Annotated in this window: 19 protein-coding genes; 10 read left to right on the top strand and 9 right to left on the bottom strand. The window is 67.3% G+C overall.

Annotated elements, in window-relative coordinates; translation table 11 throughout:
- The first annotated feature begins 41 nt into the window (after positions 1 to 41).
- Positions 42 to 1,220, top strand: coding sequence for a diguanylate cyclase (locus tag ROZ37_RS20880; RefSeq protein ID WP_312662560.1), 1,179 nt, complete (start codon positions 42 to 44; stop codon positions 1,218 to 1,220).
- Positions 1,221 to 1,380: 160 nt separating this feature from the next.
- Here the strand turns inward: ROZ37_RS20880 and ROZ37_RS20875 are convergent, their stop codons facing one another.
- Positions 1,381 to 5,148, bottom strand: coding sequence for an error-prone DNA polymerase (locus tag ROZ37_RS20875; RefSeq protein ID WP_312662557.1), 3,768 nt, complete (start codon positions 5,146 to 5,148; stop codon positions 1,381 to 1,383).
- Between the two features lie 194 nt (positions 5,149 to 5,342).
- Between ROZ37_RS20875 and ROZ37_RS20870 the strand changes: the two genes are divergently transcribed.
- The gene (locus tag ROZ37_RS20870; protein ID WP_312662552.1) at positions 5,343 to 5,795 is read left to right on the top strand and encodes a YaiI/YqxD family protein; all 453 of its coding nucleotides are present in this window, start codon (positions 5,343 to 5,345) and stop codon (positions 5,793 to 5,795) included.
- Between the two features lie 218 nt (positions 5,796 to 6,013).
- Positions 6,014 to 7,825, top strand: coding sequence for a M61 family metallopeptidase (locus ROZ37_RS20865; RefSeq protein ID WP_312662550.1), 1,812 nt, complete (start codon positions 6,014 to 6,016; stop codon positions 7,823 to 7,825).
- 123 nt (positions 7,826 to 7,948) lie between these two features.
- Here ROZ37_RS20865 and ROZ37_RS20860 read toward each other — a convergent pair whose 3' ends face one another.
- The 4 genes from ROZ37_RS20860 to lexA form a co-directional block, all read right to left on the bottom strand.
- Entirely contained in the window at positions 7,949 to 9,325 is a 1,377-nt protein-coding gene (locus ROZ37_RS20860) for an MATE family efflux transporter (protein ID WP_312662547.1), read from the bottom strand.
- A 69-nt stretch (positions 9,326 to 9,394) separates the two neighbouring features.
- Positions 9,395 to 10,825, bottom strand: a complete 1,431-nt coding sequence (locus ROZ37_RS20855; RefSeq protein WP_312662545.1) for a DNA polymerase Y family protein — start codon at positions 10,823 to 10,825, stop codon at positions 9,395 to 9,397.
- Complete coding sequence (imuA, locus tag ROZ37_RS20850) at positions 10,761 to 11,495, bottom strand: translesion DNA synthesis-associated protein ImuA (RefSeq protein ID WP_312662543.1); 735 nt, start codon at positions 11,493 to 11,495, stop codon at positions 10,761 to 10,763. The genes ROZ37_RS20855 and imuA overlap by 65 nt, the downstream gene beginning before the upstream one ends.
- Before the next feature lie 51 nt (positions 11,496 to 11,546).
- Positions 11,547 to 12,158 carry a transcriptional repressor LexA gene (gene lexA / locus ROZ37_RS20845; protein ID WP_312662542.1) on the bottom strand — a complete coding sequence of 204 codons (612 nt, stop codon included), beginning with the start codon at positions 12,156 to 12,158 and terminating at the stop codon, positions 11,547 to 11,549.
- 289 nt (positions 12,159 to 12,447) lie between these two features.
- On the opposite strand from lexA, the gene ROZ37_RS20840 reads away from it, so the two are divergent.
- The 3 genes from ROZ37_RS20840 (at position 12,448) to ROZ37_RS20830 (ending at position 15,526) form a co-directional block, all read left to right on the top strand.
- A complete protein-coding gene (locus ROZ37_RS20840) occupies positions 12,448 to 12,960 on the top strand; it encodes a peroxiredoxin (protein ID WP_312662540.1) in 513 nt (170 codons plus the stop codon).
- On the top strand, positions 12,926 to 13,405 hold the full coding sequence (locus ROZ37_RS20835; protein WP_312662539.1) for a peptidylprolyl isomerase: 480 nt from the start codon (positions 12,926 to 12,928) through the stop codon (positions 13,403 to 13,405). Before ROZ37_RS20840 ends, ROZ37_RS20835 begins: the two co-directional genes overlap by 35 nt.
- 69 nt (positions 13,406 to 13,474) lie before the next feature.
- Positions 13,475 to 15,526 (top strand): dipeptide ABC transporter ATP-binding protein, encoded by a 2,052-nt coding sequence (locus tag ROZ37_RS20830; RefSeq protein ID WP_312662538.1) that lies wholly within the window; start codon positions 13,475 to 13,477, stop codon positions 15,524 to 15,526.
- A 66-nt stretch (positions 15,527 to 15,592) separates the two neighbouring features.
- Here the strand turns inward: ROZ37_RS20830 and ROZ37_RS20825 are convergent, their stop codons facing one another.
- Positions 15,593 to 17,092 (bottom strand): transglycosylase SLT domain-containing protein, encoded by a 1,500-nt coding sequence (locus ROZ37_RS20825; protein ID WP_312662536.1) that lies wholly within the window; start codon positions 17,090 to 17,092, stop codon positions 15,593 to 15,595.
- Positions 17,093 to 17,285: 193 nt separating this feature from the next.
- On the opposite strand from ROZ37_RS20825, the gene ROZ37_RS20820 reads away from it, so the two are divergent.
- Complete coding sequence (locus ROZ37_RS20820) at positions 17,286 to 18,251, top strand: diguanylate cyclase (RefSeq protein ID WP_312662533.1); 966 nt, start codon at positions 17,286 to 17,288, stop codon at positions 18,249 to 18,251.
- Between the two features lie 120 nt (positions 18,252 to 18,371).
- Here ROZ37_RS20820 and gloB read toward each other — a convergent pair whose 3' ends face one another.
- The gene (gene gloB / locus ROZ37_RS20815; RefSeq protein ID WP_312662562.1) at positions 18,372 to 19,163 is read right to left on the bottom strand and encodes a hydroxyacylglutathione hydrolase; all 792 of its coding nucleotides are present in this window, start codon (positions 19,161 to 19,163) and stop codon (positions 18,372 to 18,374) included.
- Between gloB and ROZ37_RS20810 the strand changes: the two genes are divergently transcribed.
- The 3 genes from ROZ37_RS20810 (at position 19,162) to dnaQ (ending at position 21,304) form a co-directional block, all read left to right on the top strand.
- Positions 19,162 to 19,902: a class I SAM-dependent methyltransferase gene (locus tag ROZ37_RS20810; RefSeq protein WP_312662531.1), complete on the top strand. Its 741-nt coding sequence runs from the start codon at positions 19,162 to 19,164 to the stop codon at positions 19,900 to 19,902. The genes gloB and ROZ37_RS20810 overlap by 2 nt on opposite strands.
- The gene (gene rnhA, locus ROZ37_RS20805; protein ID WP_312662530.1) at positions 19,899 to 20,360 is read left to right on the top strand and encodes a ribonuclease HI; all 462 of its coding nucleotides are present in this window, start codon (positions 19,899 to 19,901) and stop codon (positions 20,358 to 20,360) included. The genes ROZ37_RS20810 and rnhA overlap by 4 nt, the downstream gene beginning before the upstream one ends.
- A 233-nt stretch (positions 20,361 to 20,593) precedes the next feature.
- Positions 20,594 to 21,304, top strand: a complete 711-nt coding sequence (dnaQ, locus tag ROZ37_RS20800; protein WP_312662528.1) for a DNA polymerase III subunit epsilon — start codon at positions 20,594 to 20,596, stop codon at positions 21,302 to 21,304.
- 105 nt (positions 21,305 to 21,409) lie between these two features.
- Here the strand turns inward: dnaQ and ROZ37_RS20795 are convergent, their stop codons facing one another.
- Together ROZ37_RS20795 and mutS are read right to left on the bottom strand one after the other, a co-directional pair.
- The gene (locus ROZ37_RS20795; RefSeq protein ID WP_312662527.1) at positions 21,410 to 22,165 is read right to left on the bottom strand and encodes a fused MFS/spermidine synthase; all 756 of its coding nucleotides are present in this window, start codon (positions 22,163 to 22,165) and stop codon (positions 21,410 to 21,412) included.
- The gene (gene mutS / locus ROZ37_RS20790; protein WP_312662526.1) at positions 22,162 to 24,789 is read right to left on the bottom strand and encodes a DNA mismatch repair protein MutS; all 2,628 of its coding nucleotides are present in this window, start codon (positions 24,787 to 24,789) and stop codon (positions 22,162 to 22,164) included. The genes ROZ37_RS20795 and mutS overlap by 4 nt, the downstream gene beginning before the upstream one ends.
- Positions 24,790 to 24,922 lie beyond the last annotated feature (133 nt).

The raw sequence follows: 24,922 nt of genomic DNA, 5'->3' as shown, positions 1-24,922 counted from the left end.
GTGCGGAAGGTGGAAGACTGCTGATCCTTCTCGCGTCGTTGATGGGCGTGCTGACGACGGTGATCGTCTGGGCGGTCTGGCCCTTGCTGCGCAACCCGGAGACAGCGGCGGCTATGGGGACGAACGCGATATCGGAAACTGGCTTCGGGGATCGGGAAGAACTTGCGACCGTCACGCCGGCCAGTAGGGACGTAAATGGAGCCGCCGCGGGGTCGCTGTCGCGAAGCGCGCTCGTGCGTGCCGAGCCTCCGTTGCCGACTCGCACACCGTCGGGCTTTGTACGCGCAGTTCCGAACGACGACCCGCTGGCGCAGGCGTACAAAGCCGCGATTGATCAGGCGCCCGTTGCGATGCTGATCGCCGACCGCAACGGGCGGATCGAATACGTGAACGACGCATTTCTCGCGAATGTGGGGTACGAGCGCGTCGAGGTGGTCGGGCGCAGCCCCCGACTTCTCGGCGCGCGTCGGGCTTGTGGCAAGGTTTTCCGCGATCTATGGCAAACGATCGTCGCGGGAGACGTGTGGCGCGGCGAAATTCTCGGTCGGCACAAGAACGGGAGCGAGTGCTGGGAAAAGGTCTCGGTCTCGCCACTGCGCGACGCGTCTTTGCAGATTTCGCGTTTCATCGCCGTTTGCGAGGACGTGACCGAGCACAAGCGCAGGGAGGAAGGCCTGCATCAGCTCGCGCGACTGGATCCGCTTACCGGAGTCAGCAACCGGCGGCACCTGATGGAACGGGCCCGGCACGAATGGGGACGCGCGCACCGCTTTGGCCTACCCCTCGCGCTGATCATGCTCGATATCGATCATTTCAAGAGAGTGAATGACGAATACGGGCATGCGGTCGGAGACCGAGCGATTTGCGCCGTGGCGACGATCTGCGAAGACTGCGTGCGCGAGATCGATATCGTCGGGCGGTATGGCGGCGAGGAGTTCGTGATCGTCCTTCCCGGCACGGATCTCGACGGTGCGCGGAAATTGGGCCGGCGGCTGCGAAAGCGCATTGCGGAGACGGTTTTGCAGGACGAGAAGGGGCGCCCATTCACGCTCACCGCGAGTCTCGGTATCGCTCAACTCGGTGGGGAGGCGACGCTCGATCGCTTGCTGGCTCTTGCCGACGCCGCGCTGTATCGCGCGAAAAGGGCGGGACGAAACCGGGTGGCTGCGGCGCCGGCGGCAGAGGTGCTTTCGACAGGGATTGGTGAGGAGATGCAGTAGGAGAATTCTCGTTCGGCCGGTGGTCCCGCGGCTGTGGATTGGAAGAAGCTGCGGAAGAGTCGACTGCCCGGGGCGCAGCGGAACGGTTCTTTGAAGGGGGCAGGGGATGGCCGCCCGATTACCTCTTTTTGCGATCCCCGGGAATCTGCAGCAAGAATCCCTAGTGGAAATTCCTGCTCCGCGCATCGAGCGTGCCGAGCAGTTCGGAATGGTCGACGACCCGGTTTGCCAGCAGATGCACGACCTTTCCCTGCCGGCTGATCTGCCCGAACACACCCAGCAGGCGGGCGCCGAGCACTTCCCGGCGTTGGCGCTCGATGAGCTCGGGGCGGACGATCACGTTCGCGAGGCCCGTTTCGTCCTCGACCGTCACGAACATCGTGCCTTTCGCCGTACCCGGTCGTTGCCGGCAGGTGACGATGCCGGCGATCCGGGCGAGCTGGCGATCCGCACATGCTGCGACCTCCGCTGCCGTCACAAAACGCATTGCCGCCAGCCTCGCGCGCAGCAGCGCGAGCGGATGGCGCCCGAGCGTGAAACCGAGCTTGGCGTAGTCGGCGAGCAGTTCCTGCGCTTCCGTCGGCGCTTCCAGCTTCGCCGCGGTTTCGGCGATCGGCGCCTCCCGAAGCACGCCATGGGCTGGCTGGCCTCCGGCCGCCTGCCACAACGCCTGGCGGCGATGCCCCGCGATGCGTTCGAGAGCGCCGGCGTTCGCGAGCAGTTTCAACTCGGCAGCGTCGAGACCGGCCCGGCGCGCGAGGTCGTCGACGCTGACAAACGGTCTTTCGGCACGTGCCGCAACGATGCGCTCCGCCGCTTCACGGTTGAAGCCCTTGACCATGCGCAACCCCAGTCTCGCGCTCGGATTCGACAAGGCCGTACTCCCGGGCTTATCGCCGTTGCCATGGGATGCGTTGCCGCAGACCCGCACCGACCGGGGAAGATTCGCGTCCAGCGGAGTATCCGTCGAGTGGTCCGCTTCCGAAGTGCCTTCCGTTTCCAAAGCCCCGTCCGTTCTCAAGCTGCAGTCCGCCTTCCGAATGCAGCCCGTTTCCCGACTGAGATCCGTTTCCAGGATGGAGTCCGTTTTCCGCATGCAGTCAGTTTCCCCCGTGCAGTCCACTTCCAGGTCGCGGACCCCTTCCAGCGTGCAGTCCCATTCGCTCGCCGTGACGTCTGCCGCACGGATCGTGACCGCATGACGCCGCGCATCCTGGATCAACGGGGACGGCGAGTAGAAGCCCATCGGCTGGCTGTTGAGCAGGCCGCACAGGAAGGCCGCCGGTTCGAAGCATTTCAGCCAGGCCGAGAAATACACGAGCAGCGCGAAGCTCGCCGCGTGCGATTCCGGAAAGCCGTAACTGCCGAAGCCTTCGATCTGGTTGCACAACTGCTCGGCAAATTCGGCGCGATAACCGCGAGCGGTCATGCCCGTCAGCAACTGCGCGCGGTAGCGCTCGAGTTCGCCGTGACGCCGGAATGCGCCCATCGCCCGGCGCAACTGGTCTGCCTCGCCGGGACTGAAACCGGCGGCAACGACGGCGAGTTGCATGACCTGCTCCTGGAAGATCGGTACGCCGAGCGTGCGTTCGAGCACTTGGCGCACGCCCGCGGCGTCGGACTTCTTCGCAGACTCGTCCCCGGCATCCGATGCTGCCGGAGCCGAGGCGGCCGCGACGACCGGAGCGCGGGGCGAACCGTCGCCTTTGTGGCTGCGACTACGGTTCTCGGCTTCCGGTAGGTCCCTTGGGACAGCAGTGGTCGCAACGGCCGCACCCGCTTCAACGACCGTCGGAGCAGTAGCGACACCCGCCGCCTTATCTGCGACGCCAGATATTTCGGCCAGCTCGACGGTGGCTCCGACAGCCTCGGAGGCACGAGCGGAATTGGAGACGCGAGTGTCATCGCTGGCATCAGCAACATCAGCAACATCAACGGCATCGATCGCACCGGGAGCCGCCCTCCGGAACTCCGGCTGCGGATACTCGATCTGCTCCTTGCGTGCAATCCGTGCACGGGCTTCGAGGTAGGGATGGACCATCCCGCCCTGGATCGGCCCCGGACGGACGATCGCGACCTGCACGACCAGATCGTAGAAACGGGCCGGCTTGAGACGCGGCAGCATCGTCATCTGCGCGCGCGATTCGATCTGGAAGACGCCGACCGAATCGGCGTTCGACAGCATCCTGTAGACCCTGGCGTCTTCGCGCGGGATGTCGGCGAGCGTGAGAGGCCGGCCACGCCACGCGGACACCATCGCGAGGCTGCGGCGCAGCGCGGACAGCATGCCGAGCGCGAGCACGTCGATCTTCAGCAGCCCGAGCGTGTCGAGGTCGTCCTTGTCCCACTGGATCACGGTGCGCTCGGGCATCGCTGCGTTCTCGACCGGGACGAGCTCGTCGAGCCGACCGCGGGCGATGACGAAACCACCGACGTGCTGCGACAGGTGGCGCGGAAAGCCGACCAGCTCTTCGGTGAGCGCGGCGAGGCGCTGCACCGTCGGGCTGGCCGGATCGAGTCCCGCCTCGCGCAGGCGGTCGGGCAGGATGTGGCGACCGTCGAACCAGAAATGATCGCGGGTGAGCCGTTCGATCTGCCCGGGCGGAAAGCCGAGCGCGCGGCCGACGTCGCGCAGCGCGCTGCGGGCGCGGTAGCGGATCACCGTCGCGGCAAGCGCCGCACGTTCCCGCCCGTATTTCCGATACACGTACTGGATGACTTCCTCGCGCCGCTCGTGCTCGAAATCGACGTCGATGTCCGGCGGCTCGTTGCGCTCCTTCGAGATGAAGCGCTCGACGAGCATGATTCCGAGTTCGGGATCGACTTCGGTGATGCCGAGCGCCCAGCACACGATCGAGTTCGCCGCCGAGCCGCGCCCTTGGCACAGGATGCCCTGGCTGCGGGCGAAGCGGACGATGTCGTGGACGGTCAGGAAATAGGCTTCGAAGCCGAGTTCGGCGATCAGCGCGAGTTCGTGTTCGACCTGCGTCCGGACCCGAGGCGTCGCGGGATCCCCTTGCGCCTGTCCGTAACGCCAACGCAGGCCGTCTTCGACCAGCCGACGCAGCCAGGTCGCCGGGGTTTCTCCGTCGGGCACGAGTTCGGCCGGGTATTCGTAGCGCAATTCGTCGAGTTGGAAGCAACATTGCGCCGCAATGACGAGCGTTTCGGCGAGCAACGCAGGCGGATAACGCGCCGCGAGCGCCTCTCGTGCGTGCAGGCAGCGTTCCGAATTCGGCGCGAGCGCGCGGCCCGATTCGGCCACTGTCAGATGCAGCCGGGTGGCGGTGAGGACGTCGGCGAGCGGGCGCCGAGCCACATCGTGCATCAGCACGCCGGTGGCCGCCACTGGTTGCAGTCCGGCTTCGACGGCGATCGACTGCAACTGCGCGAGCCGCGCGGCATCGTTCGGGCCGCAGGCGAGCGCCACCGCAAGCCAGGCCCGATCCGGAAAACGTTCGCCGAGCCAGCGCGCATCGGCGACCAGGGCGGCGGCGTCGAGCGGACCGTCGTCGGGCGGCACCAGCAGAGCGAGGCAGCCGGGCACGCCTCGATCGAGATCGGCCCGGGTCAGACGGTACTCGCCTTTTTCGGCGGCGCGCCGGCCGACGCTGATGAGTCGCGCGAGTCGTCCGTAAGCGTCGCGATCGGTCGCGAGCAATGCCACCCGCGGGCCATCGGCGAGCCGGATCTCGCTGCCGATGATCAGTTTCAAAGGCAGCGAAAGCCGACGGATTTCCTGGTGCGCACGCACGACCCCTGCGAACGAGCATTCGTCGGTGATCGCAATCGCGTCGTACCCGAGCTCAGCCGCCCGGATAACCAGTTCTTCCGGATGCGAAGCCCCGCGCTGGAAGCTGAAGTTCGTCAGGCAGTGGAGTTCGGCATAGCCGGACGCGGAGGGGGGAAAACGTGAAAAACTATACATATGTACAGTATAGCGATTCGATGGCCGCTCGTAGTCCCGGCTGCGTGTCCGCCGCTCGACGCCGCGAGGACTCCGATTGCTTCTTGCCGCACAGAGACCTTCTTGCTATCTAGGGATATCGCAACCGGCCGGCACGCCGCCTTCCTCCCCGCCCACCGGGGATAACCCCAAGAAATGTCAGGGAGACTTGAACGATGCAGATCTGGGTCGACGCCGACGCCTGCCCGAAGGTGATTAAGGAGATTCTCTATCGCGCGGCCGAGCGGCTCGGCGTCATGCTGACGCTCGTCGCGAACCAGCCGCTGTTTCCGCCGCGCTCGCAGTGGATCAAGGCGCTGCAGGTGCCGCCCGGCTTCGACGTCGCGGACAACGAGATCGTCCGGCGCCTCGCCGCGGGCGACCTCGTCGTGACCGCCGACATCCCCCTCGCCGCCGAAGTGATCGGATGCGGCGCCCACGCACTCAATCCGCGCGGCGACTTCTACTCGACCGAGAACATCCGCGAGTTGCTGAACCTGCGTGACTTCAACGACACCTTGCGGGCGAGCGGCGTGCAGACGGGAGGCCCGGCGGCGCTGAGCCACTCGGACCGGCAAGTCTTCGCGAACCGGCTGGACCAGTTTTTCGCGCGGCAAGTGGTGCGCTGACCCGCCCCCGCACCGCCATTTTCTTTTCACTCACCCCGGCCCAGGCGCGTCCGCCTTATCCCCACGCGCCGTGGGCAGGGCTGTGGACAACTTGTGGGGATGCGTCGCAGAGGCTTGAGCCGAAAGGACATGTTGCATCTGCACAAAAAAGAGGCATCGGCGCAACAGTGCCGCGGGGGCTAGAATCGCAGGTCCCTCCAACCCGCCGCCATTCGTCGATGACCGATTTCCCGCCTATCCGCTACACGATCGTCCCCGCCCGGCCCGAAGCGCATCTTTTCGAAGTGACGTGCGAGGTCGCCGATCCCGATCCCGCCGGGCAAATCTTCCGCCTGCCGGCATGGATTCCGGGGAGCTACATGATCCGCGAGTTCGCACGCAACATCGTCACGCTGCGCGCGGACTCCCGGGGGGAGCCGGTAAAGGTCGCGAAACTCGACAAGCACACCTGGCAGGCGGCAAGGCTTCCCGCGGGGAGTCCGCTGACGCTGCGCTACGAGGTGTATGCGTGGGACCTGTCGGTGCGCGCGGCGCATCTGGATACGACGCACGGGTTTTTCAACGGCACGAGCGTGTTCCTTGCGGTCGAGGGCAAGACCGACCGCACCTGCTTGGTCGACATCCGTCCGCCGGAAGGCGCCGCGATGCGCGAGTGGAAAGTCGCGACGACGCTGCCCTCGGCGACGGGCGAAGCCGGCGCCGCTGCTCCGTTGGCGTTCGGGCTCCACCGCGCGGCGAACTACGACGAGCTCGTCGATCATCCGGTTGAAATGGGATGCTTCACGCACGCGGTGTTCGACGCTGCCGGCGTCCCGCACGAGATCGCGCTCACCGGTCGTCACGACTGCGACATCGAGCGGCTGTGCGCGGACCTCGCGCGGATCTGCGACTGGCAGATCCGGCTCTTCGGCACGCCGGCGCCGGTCGAGCGATACCTGTTCCTCGCGATGATCGTCGGCGACGGCTACGGCGGACTCGAGCATCGCGCGTCCACCGCGCTCCTGGCGAGCCGCGGCGACCTGCCGCACGTCGGCATGACGGATCCGACCGACGCTTACCGGACCTTCCTCGGCTTGTGCAGCCACGAGTATTTCCACACCTGGAACGTCAAGCGCATCAAGCCTGCGGCCTTCGCGCCATACGACTTCTCGAACGAGAACTACACGCGGCTCTTGTGGGCTTTCGAAGGTTTCACGTCGTACTACGACGACCTCGCACTCGTGCGCTCGGGCGTGATCACGATCGAGGATTACCTCGGGCTGCTCGGCAAGGCGGTCTCCGGCGTGCTGCGCGGGAGCGGGCGGCTGAAGCAGAGCGTCGCCGACTCCTCGTTCGACGCATGGATCAAGTATTACCGCCAGGACGAGAACGCGCCGAACGCGATCGTCAGCTATTACGCGAAGGGCTCGCTGATCGCGCTCGCGCTCGACTTGCAACTGCGCGCTGCGAGCCGTGGCGCCGCGAGCCTCGACGACGTGATGCGGCTGTTGTGGCAGCGGCACGGACAGACCGGACGCGGTGTCGAGGAGGACGGCCTGTTCGCGGTCGTCGAGGAGGTCGGCGAAGGTGCACGGAAAGGGACGGGGCACCGGCTCGCGCGCTGGCTGCGGAGCGCGGTCGAGGGCACCGACGACCTGCGGCTCGCCGATCTGCTGAAGCCGTTCGGCATCGAGTACCGCGCCGAGGCGATCGTCAAGGGTCCGGTGCTGGGCGTGAAGCTGGCGCCCGGGGGCGGCGACGTGAAGATCGCGAGCGTGTTCGACGGCGGGCCCGCGCAAACTGCCGGGTTGTCGGCCGGCGACGTGATCCTCGCGTTCGACGGCCTCAAGGTCACGGCGGCGTCGATCGATGCGCAGCTCGCGCGCAGAAAGGCGGGTGACCGGATCGAGGTCCACGCGTTTCGCCGCGACGAGCTGATGCGGTTCGACGTCGAACTCGCAGCGGCGCCGGCGGACACCGTCAAGCTCGCGGTGAGCACGAAACGGTCGGCTGCGGCGCGGGCGCTGCAAAAAGGCTGGCTCGGAGCCTGAAAGACCCGGCGCCCGCGTGGGCTTCTCGGCATGCCCGTTTCTCGAGCTGTCCCTAATGGGACTCGCGGTGCGCACCTGGGCGCAAGCTCGGCCGCGGCCTTCGGGGGCCGGAACGAGCCGGGGCTACAGCACGACGGACGCGGCCTCGCGTTGACGCCGTATCACGAGTAGCAACAGGTAACCGAACAGCAGCGAAGCGGCGATCGTCGACGCCACGCCGGCTTCCCAGAACCCGGCGACGGTCGGCGCTGCCGCGCGCGAGCCGGCGTGGAAGGCCATCCAGTAGCCGCCGCCGAGGCCGATTCCCCAGAAGCACAGCGCGTGCAGCAGCATCGGCAGGAACGTGACCTTGTAGCCGCGCAGCGCATGCGCGGCGACGGTCTGGATCGCGTCGAAGATCTGATAGACGCAGATGTAGAGGATCAGTCCGAGCGCGACCGCACGGACCGCGACGTCCTCCGAGAAGAGGCCGACGATGGGTTCGCGCGCGAGCCACAGCGTCGCACCGACGAGCGAGACGACAGTGGTGGTCAAGATCATTCCGACGCGCACCGTCGCCTGCGCGCGGCGCCAGTCCCGTGCGCCGGCCGCGTGGCCGACGAGCACGAGGATCGCGATCGACATCGCGAGCGGCAGCATGTAGACGAGCGCCGCGAGGTTCGCGACCACGCGATGGCCGGCGACCGATTCGGCGCCGAGGCGGGCGGCGAACAGCGCGATCAGCGTGAAGGACGAGACTTCGATGAAGGTCGACAGCCCCATCGGCACGCCGAGCTTGAGCAGCGAGAAAAGCTCTTTCCGGTGCGGGAATTGCCAATGCGTGAACAGGCGATAGCGGCGATACGCGGGGTTGCGGGCGAGGTAGAGCGTGCCGCAGCCCAGCGCGATCCAGTTGATGACGGCCGTGGAGACGCCGCAGCCGATCACGCCGAGCGGCGCGGGCCCGAGGTGTCCGTTGACGAGCGCCCACGACAGCGGGATGTGGATCGTCGTCGTGACGAAGCTGATCACCATCAGCGCCCGCGGGCGCCCGAGCGCGTTGTTGAACGCGTAGAAAGTCCGGTACAGCAGCACCGCCGGCAGGCCGGTCGCGGTCGCGAGCAGATAGCCGCGCGTCTTCGCCCCGACATCGTCGGGCACGCTGCTGAGCGCGAGCAGGAAGTCGGGAAACGCGAGCAGCGCGATACCCGGCAACGCGAGCATCAACGCGAGCCAGAAGCCTTGCTGCAGTGCAGGCCCGATCGCATCGTGATGGCCGGCGCCGAAATGATGCGCGACCGTCGGGGCGACCGCCTGCAACACGCCGACCAGCAGCATCACGACGGACACATAGATGCCGTTGCCGACGGCGACCGCAGCGAGATCGAGCGTGCCGTAGCGGCCGGCAATGATGGTGTCGGCGATCATCATGCTCATCGACAGCAATTGCGCGACGAGCACCGGCCAGGCGTGATGAACCAGGCGACGGGCGATGACGAGCGGAGAGTCGGGGGGGCTCACGGGGACAGGAGGCTGGGGGAGGGAAGGGACGTCGACCGGGAGGTTTCGGCCGCCCGGGGAACGCGGAGTTTAGCCAAAAAAACCATGCACATACCACCCGCCGGGAGGATCGAGGCGCTCGAACACCCAGCACAGCACGGCATCCGGCGCGCGCGCGACGTAATAGTCGCGGCGCACGTCGTCGCCGTCCCACCAGCCCGATTCGATGCGTTCCGGTCCGCTCAGCAGCGTGAAGGCGCGCATCGAGCCGAGTGCCCGGGGTTCGTCCATCAGCCATAGCGGGCGGGGGCCGGAGCCGGAGGCGCCGCGGGCAGGGCGCGAGCCGGGTTCGGCCGGGCGCCATGCCCGTTCCGGTCGATGCTCGGCGACCGGAAGCACGGTGCGCACCGCGTCCGGGCCGAGTCGCGCCCGCAGGCGGTCGAGCAGCAGCGTCGCGCTGTCGCGCGCGGTTTCGGGGTCGCCGAACAGATCCGGCGTGCGGGCGGGGAGCGTCGCGGGGGCCTCCGCGGACAGGCGCAGCGCCTCGACCGGCGCGGGCAGCGTCAGCGCAGCGAGATGCTCGCGCGCGAGCAGGGCGAGGCGTGCCTCGTCGCGTCCGGGGCGCCCGGTGACGATCTCGAGCAGGGTCTCCGGCACGTCCTCGTGTTCGAGGTACAGGCGGCAGCGGTCGAGCGCGGCGTGGCGTGCGGCAAGCCACGCAGTCAAGCCCGAGAACAGCCGGCCCGCGGCGAAAAGCAGCGGTTCCGTGCGCTCGACACTCGCGGGCAGCACGATCCGCGACTCGAAACGTTCCGCGGGGATGAACCAGGGGCGCGGGTCGGGCTGTTCTCCGCGTGCTCGCGCCAGGGTGTCGATCACTGCGGTGGCCTGTCGTCGCGCGAGGCCATCGCGCGGCAAACGGACGACATCCCCGATTCGGCGCACCCCGATGTCGCGCAGCAGTTCGAGCGTCGGCGTCGACACCGTCCCGCCATCGGCAAGGAGATCGACCGGCAGCGCGTCGAGACTGCGCGCCCATCCTTTCGATGCGCGCATCAGTTTTCCGGCAGAGGTCCGCGCGAGCCAGCGGGCCGCGAGCGGTGTGGGTGCGGCGGCGATGCTCGCATCCAGGCCGAGCGGAATCAGCGCTTCGGCGATGCGTCGGGCGAGCGCGTCGAGACCACCGAAGAGACGCAGGCTCGCGCTCGTTTCGAGCAGGATCGTGTCCGGCGGATCAAGGCTCACGCAAGGCGTGAATTGCCCGGCCCACGTCGCGCACTCGTCGAGGGTCGCCGCCTCGAGCACGAAATCGCGGTCCCGCAACTGCAGTTGCGGCGCTACTGCCAGTGCACCGGCCACGCTGCGACCGGGTTCGACGCCGCGGACGAGCGCTTCAGCCGTCGCAGCCACGATGCGGGCGCGGGGATGATGCTCGACCACCGCCAGCGTGCCCGGATCATCCACGCCTCGCGTGAATACCTGCAACGGCAAATCGGGGAGGGTCAGCGCAAACCAGAGCATCGTGAGTCGGATCGAGCGCGCGGCTCGGAGGTGTCGGGCGATCCGGGATCGTCAGCCGGATCGGGGCGGCAAGCGCCGGGCCGCGCCGTTTCAGGATATCGAGCGTCAGCGCATCGGTCGTGGGGACCAGTCGTAAACGCAAGCTCGCCGGCGACGACTGGATGGCCGCCGCCGCCGGGCGGAACAGGAACAGCGGTGTCGCGCTCTCTTCGGCCGCGAGTTGCAGACGGCGCAGTGCGGCCGTATCCGCCCGCGCGAGCCAGGCCAGCACGACCTCGCAACCCCCCGAGGCGAGCGCCTGGCGGATCGCCCACAGGGTTTCGGCGTGATCGTCGGGCGTCAGCAGCAGCAGTCGTTCGAGCGGGATGCCGGCCGCGGCGAGCGCCGGCGCGTACGGCAGATGCGGGGGCGCGATCCATGCGATCCAGCGTTCGGCCGCCGCCGTAGCCGCCCGCAGCATCGGCAGCAGCAGACCGAGTTCGCCGATGCCGGGAGCGTCACCGAGCAGTTCGATCAAGGCTCCGCGTGGCCAGCCCCCGCCGGGCAGCTGCGCATCGAGCGCCGCAAAACCGGTCGGCATTCCCGCTTCGGCCGGGCGCGCGAGCCGGTCGGCCTGCCAGACGAGGCCGGGCGGCAGTGCAGCGAGAGTAGCGAGAGCGGAGGCGGACATCGACGCTTGTCGTGCAAAAGGATTCAGTGCGGGATTCGTCGCGGGGAATCGTCACAGCGAGCCATTGCGCACGAGCCCGACCGCGACGCCTTCGATCACGAGCGGCTGATTGCGGGTATCGACGACGATCGGCTCGAAATCGGGGTTCGCCGGCAGCAGGCTGACGATCGGCCCTTTGCGGGTAAAGGTTTTCACGGTGACTTCGTCCTCGACGCGGGCGACGACGATCTGGCCGGGGCGCGCTTCGGGACTGCGATGCACGGCGAGCAGGTCGCCGTCGAGGATGCCGGCGTCGCGCATGCTCAAGCCGCGCACCCGCAGGAGGTAGTCGGCTCGTGGCGAGAACAGCGCGGGATCGATCTGGTGCCGGGCCTCGACATGCTCGACCGCGAGGATCGGGCTTCCCGCGGCGACGCGGCCGATCAGCGGCAATCCGAGGCCCTCGACCAGGCGAATGCCGCGCGCACGGCCTTCCTCGAGCAGGATCGCGCCTTTGGCGGCGAGCGCACGCAGATGGCTTTCGGCAGCGTTCGGCGAACGGAAACCGAACGCGGTGCACACTTCGGCGCGGGTGGGAGGTCGCCCTTCGGTCTCCACGGTCTGGCGGATGAAGTCCAGGATCTCGGTTTGACGAGGGGTGAGGCTGTGGTCACGGGTGCTCATCGGCGTCTCCAGGTTGACTGTATTTTTGAACAGTTATCGTCCCGCTGCAAGAAATACTTGCTGGGGCCTGGAGATCGCGCGGCACCGGATGCGTGACGCCACATACCCTCGCGAGCGCACGACCTACTTCGCCTTGAGCCCGGCCCCCTGCTGGTCTATGCCTTAAGGCAGTGATATCGACGCAAGCGCCGCAGTAGCGGACGGTTTCCGTGGCGCCGATTCCCGTCCGATAACCGGTAGAGTTCGGCCCGGGTCTCCGCTAGAATCGTCCGCAGCTCAGGGAGATCACATGTTGCAGATAGGTGATAGCGCGCCCTCGTTCTCGTTGCCGGATGCCGACATGGAAGCTTTCGACCTCGCTGCGGAACGCGGGAGGCACCATGTGGTCCTTTATTTCTATCCGCGCGACAACACGCCGGGATGCACGCTTCAGGCGGCCGACTTCAGCGATCACGAAGACGACTTCGCCCGCCACGACTGTGTCGTGGTCGGCGTCAGTCCCGATGATTGCCTGACCCACGCCGAATTTCGCGATGAGCATGGACTGTCCGTGCGCCTGCTGTCGGACGTCGAGACGGAGGTTTGCCGTCTCTACCATGTGTGGCAGCCACGGGAAGTCGATGGTGTAAGAAAGATGGGCGTGGCGCGGACGACCTTCGTCATCGACAAGGACGGAATCATCCGCCACACGTTCCACAACGTAGCTCCCCGCGGCCACGCGGCGGGGGTCTTCGAACTGGTCAGGAAACTGCAAAAAGAGAGTCTCAATGGAAATCGTCAAGAACAGCGTGGTAACGCTTAACTACACCGTCGTCGATCCGGACGGCAACATGATCGACGACGGCCAGCAGCCGCTCGTCTACCTCCACGGCGGATACGACGGCATCTTCCCCGCGCTGGAAGAGGCGTTGCATGGCAAGAAGGTCGGCGACCAGCTGAAGGTCAAGCTGCAACCCGAAGACGCTTTCGGCGACTACGACGAAGAGCTCGTGCTGGTCGAGGAGGTCAGCCAGTTCCCCGAGAACATCGAGGTCGGCATGTCCTTCGAGCGCGTCGGTGACGACGGTGAAGAGGAAATGATCTACCGCATCACCGACATCGCCGAGGGCAAGGTCGTCGTCGACGGCAATCACCCGCTGGCGGGCACCGCGCTCGTGTTCGACGTCACCGTCGCCGAGGTGCGCCCGGCGACCGCCGAGGAGTTGTCGCACGGGCACGTGCATGGGGCGGGCGGACACCATCACTGAACGGACGATCCCGAACAAAGGGGGCCGCGAAAGCGGCCCTTTTTCCATCTCCCGTCCGACCCGAACCCGATGACCGAAACAATCGAGAAAACCGCCAGCCCGATCGGCGTGCCGCCCCGGGCGCACGAGCCGCTGCTGGAGGCGAGCGGCCTGCGCGTTGCCATCGGCCGCGGGGAAACGATGCTGCGGCCGGTGGACGGCATCGGATTCTCGATCGCCCGCGGTGAAACCTTCGCGCTGCTCGGGGAGTCCGGCTGCGGCAAGTCGATGACCGCCCTCGCGCTGGTGCGCCTGCTGCCCGACGGCGGGCGGATCGAGACGGGCGCGGTGCGCTTTGCCGGGCGCGATCTGCTCGCGGAGACCGAAGCGGGGATGCGGGAGGTGCGCGGCGGACAGATCGCGATGATCTTTCAGGAGCCGTCGACGAGCCTCAATCCGGTCATGACGGTGATGAACCAGATCGGCGAAGTGCTCGCGCGACATCGCGGGCTCGGGGGCGTGCAGGCACGCGCGGAAGCCCGCCGCCTGCTCGAGGCGGTCGGCATTCCCGATGCCGAACGACGCCTCGACGACTATCCGTTCCAGTTCTCGGGCGGCATGAAGCAGCGCGTGATGATCGCGATCGCGCTCGCCGGCGACCCCGAACTTCTGATCGCCGACGAACCGACCACGGCGCTCGACGTGACGATCCAAGCGCAAGTGCTCGACCTCCTCGCACGACTGCAGGCCGAGCGCGGAATGGGCATGCTGCTGATCACGCACGACCTCGGCGTCGTCGCGCGGATGGCGCATCGGGTCGGAGTGATGTACGCCGGCGAGCTGGTCGAAACCGCCGCACGCACCGATTTCTTCCGCCACCCACTGCATCCGTATTCGCGCAAGCTCTTCGCCGCGCTGCCGACCGACGCGCAGCGCGGCCGTCCGCTGATGGCGCTCGGCGGAAACGTGCCGGCACTCGACCGCGAATTTGTCGGCTGCCGCTTCGCCGACCGCTGCCCGGATGCATTCGACCTTTGCCGGCGGGAATCTCCCGGCTGGGAGCACATCGACGATCAAGCGGTGCGCTGCCATCTCTATGCCGAAGGCCGCAGGAATCTGCCCTCGGCGGGGCTCGCAGCCGAGCCGTTCGCGGTCTCGGGACGACACGCCGAACAGGTGCTGCTCGACGTGCGCGGCCTGAAGGTTCACTTCCCGGTCCGCAAGGGCCTCTTCAAGCGCGAAGTCGGGCGCGTAAAGGCCGTCGATGGCGTGAGCCTGACGCTCGCCGCGGGCCGCACTCTAGCGCTCGTCGGCGAATCGGGCTGCGGCAAAACGACGGCCGGGAAGGCGATCCTGCAGCTCATCGCACCGACCGGCGGGGAGGTCTTCCTCGACGGCACGCCGCTCGCCGGCCTGTCGCGCGCGGCGTTGCGCCCGCTGCGCCGCGCGTTCCAGATGGTGTTCCAGGACCCGTTCGCGTCCCTCAACCCGCGCATGCGCGTCGGCGAGATCATCGAGGAAGGGATGCTCGCGCTGGGAGTCGAACCCGAGCGCGAAGCCCGCTCACGCCACATCGACAATCTGCTGGCCCGGGTCGGTCTCGTTCCGGCGATGAAGTTCCGTTACCCGCACGAGTTCTCGGGCGGTCAGCGCCAGCGCATCGCGATCGCGCGCGCGCTCGCCGTGTCGCCGCGGCTGATCGTCTGCGACGAGCCGACGAGTGCGCTCGACGTGTCGGTGCAGGCGCAAATCCTCAACCTGATGCGCGAACTGCAGGCCGAATTCGGTCTCGCGTATCTCTTCATCACGCACAACCTCGGTGTCGTCAGCTGGCTCGCGCACGATGTCGCGGTGATGTACCTCGGCCGGATCGTCGAACGCGGCCCGGTCGAACGCGTGCTCGCCGCACCGGCGCATCCCTATACCCGGGCGCTCCTCGATGCGGTGCCGCGGATCGACACCGAGACGGACGGGCGGCCGGAGTCGTCAGTCGGATACGACCTGCCGTCCCCGCTCGCGCCGCCCGCCGGCTGTCATTTCCATCCGCGATGTCCGTACGCGACCGATATCTGTCGCAAGCAGTATCCGGGTGAAACCCCGCGGGGCGGCGGGCAGGTGGTCCGCTGTCATTGGCCACGGTGAGCGCTCCGGGGCCGATGTTCCGATAAGCCGGGAGCGTTGATTCCAGCGCTCAGCCGGCAACATCTCTCACCGCTTGCGGTCGGCGGCCTTCTTTTTCGCGGCGGGCTTCCCGGGCGTGGCCTTTGCAGGCGCGGCATTCTTCTTCGACGAAGACGCCGCTGCCACTTTCCGGTCTGCCTTGCTTCCCGCTTTCGCGGCGCCTTTCGTGGCCGGCTTTTTCGAGCCCCTGGTTTCCGTCGCGAGCTTCGTGCGCCCCTTTGTCTTCGTGTCGACCTTCAGCACGGGCTTGTCGAGCCCGCGGGCGGTCACGGAGAGGCCGGTCCCTTCCGGTCGCTGCGGGATCAGGCGCACCGCGTCGAGTGCGTCACCCGGGTCCACCCCGTCAGGCACGAGGAGCGCGTAGCCGGCACCGACACGAGTACCTGCGTTCAACCCGTTCAGCGCGTAGAGCTGCGTCAGCGACAAGCCGTAGGTCTGCGCGACCGAGGCGAGCGTTTCGCCGCGTTGAAGTTCGTGCGTTCGCCACAGCTTTCCGTTCTGTTGATGCTCGGCCAGGCGCAGCTGGAACCTCTCCGCGCGGTCGACGGGGACGATCAGCGTGCTCTCTTCGGCGATTGCGGGGCGCTTGTAGCTCGGATTCAGCGCGATGAACTCGTCGAGCGGCATATCCGCCATGCGGGCGGCAGTCGCGAGATCGATGCCCGCGGGCGTCTCGATCGAGACGAAATGGCGGCTGTTCGGGACGTACGGCAGTTCGATGTGGAAGAGCTCCGGCTGCGCGACGATGTTCTTCAGCGCCTGCAACTTCGGGACGTAGTTGCGCGTCTCCTCGGGCATCCGCAACTGGCTGTATTCCCCGGGCAGACCTTCATCGAGGTTGCGCTGGATCGCGCGACCGACTGCGTTTTCGCCCCAGTTGTACGACGCGAGCGCGAGATGCCAGTCGCCATGCATGTCGTAGATCGACTGCAGGTAGTCGAGCGCAGCTGCGGTCGATGCGATCACGTCGCGCCGCTCGTCGACCCAGCTGTCCTGCGTGAGGTTGTAGCTGCGGCCGGTCGACGGGATGAACTGCCACAGGCCCGACGCGTGCGCGCGGGAATAGGCCATCGGGTTGTAGCTGCTTTCGACCATCGGCAGCAGCGCGAGCTCGGTCGGCATCCCGCGGCGTTCGAGCTCGTCGACGATGTGCCAGAGATAGCGCCCGCCGCGCTCGAAAACCTTTTTCAGGAACGCCGGCCGGTTCAGATAGAAAAGCTGCTGATCGGCGACCAGCGGCGTATCGAGGTCCGGCATGCCGAAGCCGCGCCGGATTCGGTCCCAGATGTCGTTCGCGTCCCGCGTGAGATCGAGCGTGAGCACGCGCGGCGTCGCATTGGGGAGCTCGACGAACTGGCCGGGGAGCGGTGCGAGCTTCGTCTGGACGGCCATTGCTGGACTCGGCCGATCCGCCTTTTCGAGCTCCTGGGTCAGCGCGAGTGTCGTCGAATCGGGCGATGCGACCGCGCCGCCGCACAGCACGACCAGAAACAGCGCACACAGAGTGCTTGCGAAGGGAATCGCCATGAAGCCGGCGCCGGAAAGGTGAAAAGACGTGGACTCTAGGGGAGGGGGCGGGGAGCGTCAAACGGCAATTTCCACATTCACGCCTCCTGCGCCAATCTTCGCCTCAAACCATCCATGCAGTGTGGTTTTTCGCCGCATATACCATGAAGTTGGTAGCATGGCGCGCTATCGTTTTCTGCACCCGGGGACGTGGATGAAGGTTCTGCTGATCGAAGACACCGTCACGAGCGCGACGGTCGTCTGTCAGTTGCTCGACAAGATGGGGCTCGAATGGGTGCACGCGCGTGATGGTTGCGCAGGGATCGAGGCGTTCAAGAAGGTGCGCCCCGACCTCGTGCTGCTCGACGTGATCATGCCCGGCATCGACGGCTTCGAAGCGGCGCGGCGGATCCGGCAGCTCGAAAAGGACGGCGAATGGACGCCGATCATCTTCCTGTCCGCGAAGACCGGCGACGACGATCTCGAGCGCGGCATCGCGGTCGGTGGCGACGACTACCTCGCGAAGCCGGTATCCCCCGCCGTGCTGAAGGCGAAGATCTGCGCGATGCAGCGGATTGCGCAGATGCGCTGCTCGCTGCTCGTGCTGACGCGCAAGCTCGACGACGCCAACCGCGAGCTGACCCGCCTGTCCTCGGTCGACGGGTTGACCGGAGTCGCGAACCGGCGCGCGTTCGACGCGACGCTGCTGCGGGAATGGCGGCGGGCGGCGCGCGCCCGGTCGCCGATTTCGCTGCTCGTCATCGATGTCGATTGCTTCAAGCAGTTCAACGACGCATACGGCCACCAGGTCGGCGACGAATGTCTCAAGGCGGTCGCGCGGGCGATGGAAGGCGCAACGCGTCGCCCGGCCGATTTCGTCGCGCGCTATGGAGGCGAGGAGTTCGTCGTCGTGCTGCCGGACACCGCCGAAGACGGAGCCCGCATCGTCGCCGAGTCGATGCGCGAAGCAGTCGAGTCGCTCGCGATCACCCATCGATTCTCGAGCGCCGCCCGAGTCGTGACGGTCAGTGTGGGCGCGGCGACGGTCCAGGCGGACCGTGGGGACGAGGGCGGTTTCGGCCGTTTATTGAAATCGGCCGACGAGTCGCTCTACGAGGCGAAGCGCACCGGCCGGAACCGGGTGGCTGTCGCGCGAACGGCAGTCGAAGCGAACCCCTGAGGGTCTTCGGGCCGTTCCGAACCGGACCGGGGAGCCTTCGGCAGCTCGCCGTCTCGGCTACAAGCTTCGGCTACGAACTGTGCGATTCGAACTCCGCGGCCGAAAGCGCGGATCAGCAGCTCAAAACACGTCCTTCCACGCCCGGAGCGCCGCAAAGCATTCCTCGCTCGTCTCCGGCCGCTTGCCCGAATGTGCCGCCGCCGTTCCGACGATTGCAGTCTCCGTCGTTCGCAGGAACGGGTTGATGCGCCTTTCGCGTTCGATCGTGCTCGGCAGCGTCGGGCGCCCCGCGTCCCGCAGCGCGCGACATTCGGCTTCCCAGGCGTCCCGCTCCCTGTTCTCCGGTTCGGCGGCGTGCGCGAAGGCGAGATTGGCGAGCGTGTATTCGTGGGTGCAGTACACTGCCGTCTCTCCGGGAAGCGCCGCGAGGCGACCGAGGGAGTGGTGGAGCTGGGCCGCGGTGCCGCCGAGGAGCCGGCCGCAGCCGGCGCTGAACAGCGTGTCGCCCGGAAACAGGATGCCGGGCGCGAAGTAGGCGACGTGCGTCGCGGTGTGGCCGGGCACTTCGAGCACGTGAAAGCGGATGCCGAGCTGTTCGAGGACGACTTCGTCACCTTCGGCGACGGGGCGGTTCGTTTCGTGAATGCCGGCCGCGGCGGGGCCGTACACCGGGATGTTCCGATGCGCGACGAGTTCGGCGACGCCGCCGATGTGGTCCGGGTGGTGATGCGTGAGCAGGATCGCGCGCAGTTCGAGGCCATGTTGCGCGAGGTAGTCCTCGACGACCGCGGCATCGCCGGGGTCGACGACGGCCGCGTCATCGCCCCGGCGCAGCAGCCACAGATAGTTATCCCGGAATGCGGGAAGAGGGATAATCGCGAACCCGCGGAAATTCGAGTACTGATCGTTCATGTCCATCCTCAGTCTGTCCGACTGGCTTGAAACCCCGCAGGGACAATACCTGTTGCAATGGGAGCAGGCCAAGTTCGACGTCATGGTAGCCGACATCTTCGGCTACAACGCGGTTCAGATCGGCTTGCCGGAATGCGAGTTCCTGCACGGAAACCGCATGCCGTACCGGTTTCGCTGTGCGGCGTTCGGCGACGTCGCCGTCGTCGCGAACGCCGACGCATTGCCGTTTGCGAGCACGAGCCTCGATCTCGTGCTTCTGCCGCACGTGCTCGAGTTTTCGCGCAATCCGCACCAGGTGCTGCGTGAAGTCGAGCGCGTGCTGGTGCCCGAAGGCAGCGTCGTCATCAGCGGCTTCAATCCGCTGAGCCTGTGGGGGCTGCGCCGCCTTCTCGCGCGCCGCGGCGGAACGTTTCCGTGGCGGGGTCAGTATCTGTCGGTGCGGCGCACGAAGGACTGGCTCGCGCTGCTCGGCTTCGAAACGCAATCGGGCAGCTTCGGCTGCTACGCGCCGGCGGTGACGACGGCAAAATGGTTGGAACGTTGGCGCTTCATGGACAAGGCGGGCGACCGCTGGTGGCCGTACTTCGGCGGCACCTACATGCTGCAAGGCATCAAGCGGGTGCAGGGAATGCGCCTGATCACCCCGAACTGGCGCGATCGTCGCGCCACGGCAAAACGGCTCTCACCGGTCGCGCAGCGGCGGCGGCAGGTGCCGGGCGGAGTACAGAAAACGAAATGACGGAAAAGATCGACATCTTCACCGACGGTGCGTGCAGCGGAAATCCCGGGCCGGGCGGCTGGGGTGCCATCCTGCGCGCGGGCGAGCACGAAAAGGAAATCTGGGGCGGCGAGCCGCAGACGACGAACAACCGCATGGAGCTGCTCGCGGTGATCCGCGCACTCGAACTCCTCAAGCGACCGGTCGTCGCGCGGGTCCATACCGACAGCCAGTACGTGCAGAAAGGCATTTCCGAGTGGATCCACGGCTGGAAGGCGCGCGGCTGGAAGACCGCAGCGAAGACGCCGGTGAAAAACGAGGACCTGTGGCGCGCGCTCGACGAGGCCGCGAGCCGGCACAAGGTCGATTGGGTCTGGGTCAAGGGGCACGCCGGTCACGCCGAAAACGAGCGAGCCGACGAACTCGCGCGGCGGGGCGTCGAGGCCGTGCGCAAACGCGGCGCCGCTGTCGAAGGCTGACCGAATTCGAAGCGCAGCCAGACATGCGGCGGATACGGCTGGGGCGGTCGCAGGCTGCGCGGCTGACGACAGTCGGAAAATGAATACGAACACGAATTGGGTCCGTCGGGCACGCAGGCGCGAATCGGACGCGACGCGGGCCCGGAAGACGAGGCGTGTCGCCACGCCGTTCCTACTTCACGCGCTGCGTCGGTAAGTCGATCCCGGCGCAGCGGCAACATTGAGGAAAGCAGATGAGACAGATCGTTCTCGACACCGAAACCACCGGCCTCGACTGGCGCAACGGCGACCGCGTCATCGAGATCGGCTGCGTCGAATTGCTGAACCGCAACCTGACGGGGCGTCATTTCCACGTCTATATCAATCCCGAACGCGGCATCGACGCCGAGGCGATCGCGGTGCACGGGATCACCGAGGAGTTCCTCGCCGACAAACCGAAGTTCCGTGACGTCGCCGACGATTTCGCCGACTTCGTGCGCGACGCCGAGCTGATCATCCACAACGCGAGCTTCGACGTCGGCTTCCTGAACCACGAGCTTTCGCTGCTCGGCCGCGCCCCGCTCGACGGGCTGTGCGGCAACGTCGTCGACACGCTGAAGATGGCGAAGGAGCAGAACCCGGGCAAGAAGGCTTCACTCGACGCGCTGTGCGACCGTCACGAAATCGACAACGCGTCGCGGACGCTGCACGGCGCGCTGCTCGACGCGGAGCTGCTCGCCGAGGTCTACCTCGCGATGACGCGCGGGCAGGAGAGCCTGATCATCGCCCTCGAAGAACCCGCGCCGGGCAGCGCGGAAGCGGGCGGCGCGCTGTTCGAACGGCCGCCGCTGAAGGTGCTGCGGCCAAGCGCCGACGAGCTCGCGGAGCACGATCGCGTGCTCGGCGACATCGCGAAGGCGACGAAGGGGAACTGCTTGTGGCTGGATTCTTCGGCCATCCGTTAAGGGCGGGGGCGCACCGGGGCGGTTGCAGCCGTCGCCCCTCGGCCTCGCGTCGCGGCGGAGAGACGCCAAGACTTTATGCCGCGCTCCCTTCGCGGACAGCGTCGCTCATAGAACGAGCTGCCCCCCGGGCAGGCTGCCCGCCTGCTCGAGCCGCGTGACGGTCGCGCGGAGGTCGAGTCCGGTCTTCTCCTTCAGCGCCTGCGCCCCTTCGCGCAGCTCCGCCACCGGAATCGAAATCCGCTCGCCCATTGCGGCAAACGCGACGACGTTACCGCTGTCGCACGACGGAAACGCAATGGCGCGGCCATCGAACGCGGTGAGGATGCGTTCGACGCTCGCCCGAAAACCGCGCGAGCGGCCGAAGAGGTTCGCCGACATCAGGCCGGTGTCCGACAGGCGGGCGCGCACGTTCTCGTAGAACGGCGCCGTGTCGAGCTTGCCCGCCCGGGCGTTGCGATCGAAGCCATCGACCAGCACGAGGTCGAACTGCCGATCGGACTCCTCGACGTATTTCGCCCCGTCGCCGATCTCGATCGCGAAGCGCGCGTCCTCCTCGGGAAGCCGGAAGAACTGCCGCGCCGCGGCAACCACGGCCGGCGCGATCTCGACGACCTGGATCGCGGTCTGCGGGCAGTGCCGGTGGAGGAAGCGCACGAGCGACGCGGCGCCGAGACCGATCACGAGCGCGCTGCGCGGCCAGCTTTCGGTGTCGCGCAGCAGCAGTCCGCTCATCATCTCGCGCGTGTAGGCGAGTTCGAGCGCATGGGGCCGGCGGATGCGCATCGCGCCCTGGACCCATTCCGAGCCGAAGTGAAGGTAGCGGACGCCCGCGCTTTCGCTGATCTCGATCGGGGTGCTCATGGGGCCATGCGCTTGAGCGCGTAAAGATGTTCGAGGGCTTCGCGCGGCGACAGCGCATCGGGGTCGAGTTCGCCGAGCACGATGAGCGCGGGGTGCGCCGGCGCTTCGGGTTCCGGCTCGGGCAGCGACGCGAAGAGATCCGGTTGCGGGCCGTTGCCGACTTCGCGGTTCTCGAGCGCACGCAGGCGCCGCTTTGCGTCACGGATCACCGAGCCGGGAATTCCCGCCAGGGCCGCGACTTCGATCCCGTAGCTCTGGCTCGCCGGGCCTTCCTCGACCGCGTGCAGGAAGACGATGCGATGGCCGTGCTCGACCGCATCGAGATGCACGTTCGCGCACTCCGGGTAATCGGTGTTGAGGCGGGTCAGCTCGAAGTAGTGCGTCGAGAAAAGGGTCAGGCAGCGGTTCTTGTCGAGCAAGTGGCGGGCGATCGCAAACGCGAGCGCAAGCCCGTCGAACGTCGATGTGCCGCGGCCGATCTCGTCCATGAGCACGAGGCTCTGCTCGGTCGCACCGTGCAGGATCGCGGACGCCTCGGTCATCTCGACCATGAAGGTCGACCGGCCGGAGGCGAGATCGTCGGAAGCGCCGATACGCGTGTAGATCGCGTCGAGCGGGCCGATTCGGGCAGCCTTCGCGGGGACGAACGCGCCCACATGCGCGAGCAGCGCGATCAGCGCGACCTGACGCATGAACGTCGACTTTCCGCCCATGTTCGGCCCGGTGATCATCAGCATCCGCCGCGTCGGCCCGAGCACGCAGTCGTTCGCGATGAAGTCCTCGACCTGGCGCTCCACCACGGGATGGCGGCCGGCGGTGATGTCGATTCCCGGCTGCTCGGAGAACTGCGGGCAAACGTAGCCGAAGCGCAGCGCGGCCTCGCCGAAAGCGCCAAGCCCGTCGAGGCACGCGAGCGCGCGGGCGATCCGCTGCAGCGTCGGGATGTGCGTCGCGAGTTCCTCGAGCAGCACGTCGTAGAGCAGCTTCTCGCGCGCGAGCGCCCGCTCCTGCGCCGACAGCGCCTTGTCCTCGAAGGCTTTCAGCTCGGGCGTGATGTAGCGCTCGGCGTTCTTCAGCGTTTGCCGGCGCCGGTAATCGTCCGGCACGCGCTCGGCGTTCGCGCGGCTCACCTCGATGTAGAAGCCGTGGACCTTGTTGAACTCGACCTTCAGGTTCGCAATGCCGCTGCGCTCGCGCTCGCGGGTTTCGAGTGCGAGGAGGAATTCGCCGCAGTTCGACTGGATGCCGCGCAACTCGTCGAGCTCGGCGTCGAAGCCCGCCGCAATGACGCCCCCGTCGCGGATCGCCGCCGCGGGTTCGTGGGCGACCGCACGGACGAGCAGGTCGACCGCGCCCTGCGGCACGTCGAGCGCCGCTGCCAGCTCGGCGAGCAAGGCCCCTTGCGGTCGGGCGAGCGCGGAATGCAGCTCGGGGAGGCGCACGAGACTGTCGCGCAATGCGGCGAGATCCCGCGGACGGGCGCTGCGCAGTGCGATGCGAGCGGTGATGCGGTCGACGTCGGCGACGCCGCGCAGCGCCGCGCGCACCTCTTCGAGAATCCGCGTGCCCCCGCCGAAACCCGGCGCGCCGGCCTCGACTCCGATCAGCTCGCCGACGGCGACATGCCGCGCGCCGGCCAGCGAACGGTCGCGCAGCGGGTGATGCAGCGCATGCCGCAGCCAGCGCGTGCCCATGCTCGTGACGCAGAAATCCAGCAGCGACAACAGCGTCGGTGACGCCTCGCCGCGCAGCGTCTCGGTCAGCTCGAGATTGCGGCGCGTTGCGGCGTCGAGCCGCAGGAATTCGGCTTCGCGCTCGACCTTGATGCCGGTGACGTGTTCGAGGCTCTGGCGCTGCGTCGCGCGCGCGTAATCGAACAGCACGGCGGCGGCGGAGAGCGCAACGGGCATACCCTCGACGCCGAAGCCCGCGAGGTCGCGCGTCGCGAAGTGCGCGGTCAGCAGCCGCTCGCCAGTTTCCGCATCGAACTGCCAATCGGCGAGCCGGCGCAACACCGGCGACAGCGTCTCGACGAGCGGCAGCGCAAGTCCGTCCGGCACCAGCACCTCGGCCGGGCGAAGCCGCTCGAACTGCGCCTGGAGCGATTCCGCCGGACATTCCAGGATGCGGAAGTCGCCGTTCGCGAGGTTCAGCCACGCCAGCCCGAGCACCCCGCGGTGCAGGTTCGCCGCGAGCAGCAGCGAATCCGCGCGATCGTCGAGCAGCGCCGCGTCGGTCAGCGTGCCGGGCGTCACGATGCGGCTCACCGCGCGCTCCATCGGCCCCTTCGTCGTCGCTGGGTCGCCGACCTGCTCCGCGATCACAACGGATTCGCCGAGCTTCACGAGCCGTGCGAGGTACTGCTCCACCGCATGGAACGGCACACCCGCCATCCGGATCGGCCTGCCGGCCGACTGCCCGCGCGTCGTCAACGTGATGTCGAGCAGCCGCGCCGCCTTCTCCGCATCGTCGAAGAACAGCTCGTAGAAGTCGCCCATCCGGTAGAAGAGGAGGGTATCGGGGTGCTGCGCCTTGATGCGCAGGTACTGCTGCATCATCGGGGTGTGGCCCGCCTGATCGGCGCCGCCAACCGTCTGATTCTTGTCTATTGCATCGATTCTCATAGGACTCTGCTGCTGTGAGAGCCGCTTCCGATCCGGCCTCTGCGCCCGACGGAACTTGCCCCTTTGGCGCAACTTTCTCGTTGCGCCGGAAAAAAGCTACGCCGCGCCGGCATCGGAAAGTTCACGCTCGAGG

It is taken from the genome of Aromatoleum sp. (genome assembly GCF_032027225.1).
Taxonomy (GTDB): Bacteria; Pseudomonadota; Gammaproteobacteria; order Burkholderiales; family Rhodocyclaceae; genus Aromatoleum.
The sequence above is the reverse complement of the archived record's forward strand: the minus strand, read 5'-3'. Positions and strand labels throughout refer to the sequence as shown.

Bases quoted from the DNA above. Each gene is read 5' to 3' on its own strand.
- ROZ37_RS20880 (WP_312662560.1), top strand. From the start codon at position 42: ATGGGCGTGCTGACGACGGTGATCGTCTGGGCGGTCTGGCCCTTGCTG.
- ROZ37_RS20875 (WP_312662557.1), bottom strand. From the start codon at position 5,148: ATGTATAGTTTTTCACGTTTTCCCCCCTCCGCGTCCGGCTATGCCGAA.
- ROZ37_RS20870 (WP_312662552.1), top strand. From the start codon at position 5,343: ATGCAGATCTGGGTCGACGCCGACGCCTGCCCGAAGGTGATTAAGGAG.
- ROZ37_RS20865 (WP_312662550.1), top strand. From the start codon at position 6,014: ATGACCGATTTCCCGCCTATCCGCTACACGATCGTCCCCGCCCGGCCC.
- ROZ37_RS20855 (WP_312662545.1), bottom strand. From the start codon at position 10,825: ATGCTCTGGTTTGCGCTGACCCTCCCCGATTTGCCGTTGCAGGTATTC.
- imuA (WP_312662543.1), bottom strand. From the start codon at position 11,495: ATGTCCGCCTCCGCTCTCGCTACTCTCGCTGCACTGCCGCCCGGCCTC.
- lexA (WP_312662542.1), bottom strand. From the start codon at position 12,158: ATGAGCACCCGTGACCACAGCCTCACCCCTCGTCAAACCGAGATCCTG.
- ROZ37_RS20840 (WP_312662540.1), top strand. From the start codon at position 12,448: ATGTTGCAGATAGGTGATAGCGCGCCCTCGTTCTCGTTGCCGGATGCC.
- ROZ37_RS20835 (WP_312662539.1), top strand. From the start codon at position 12,926: ATGGAAATCGTCAAGAACAGCGTGGTAACGCTTAACTACACCGTCGTC.
- ROZ37_RS20830 (WP_312662538.1), top strand. From the start codon at position 13,475: ATGACCGAAACAATCGAGAAAACCGCCAGCCCGATCGGCGTGCCGCCC.
- ROZ37_RS20825 (WP_312662536.1), bottom strand. From the start codon at position 17,092: ATGGCGATTCCCTTCGCAAGCACTCTGTGTGCGCTGTTTCTGGTCGTG.
- ROZ37_RS20820 (WP_312662533.1), top strand. From the start codon at position 17,286: ATGAAGGTTCTGCTGATCGAAGACACCGTCACGAGCGCGACGGTCGTC.
- ROZ37_RS20810 (WP_312662531.1), top strand. From the start codon at position 19,162: ATGTCCATCCTCAGTCTGTCCGACTGGCTTGAAACCCCGCAGGGACAA.
- gloB (WP_312662562.1), bottom strand. From the start codon at position 19,163: ATGAACGATCAGTACTCGAATTTCCGCGGGTTCGCGATTATCCCTCTT.
- rnhA (WP_312662530.1), top strand. From the start codon at position 19,899: ATGACGGAAAAGATCGACATCTTCACCGACGGTGCGTGCAGCGGAAAT.
- dnaQ (WP_312662528.1), top strand. From the start codon at position 20,594: ATGAGACAGATCGTTCTCGACACCGAAACCACCGGCCTCGACTGGCGC.
- ROZ37_RS20795 (WP_312662527.1), bottom strand. From the start codon at position 22,165: ATGAGCACCCCGATCGAGATCAGCGAAAGCGCGGGCGTCCGCTACCTT.
- mutS (WP_312662526.1), bottom strand. From the start codon at position 24,789: ATGAGAATCGATGCAATAGACAAGAATCAGACGGTTGGCGGCGCCGAT.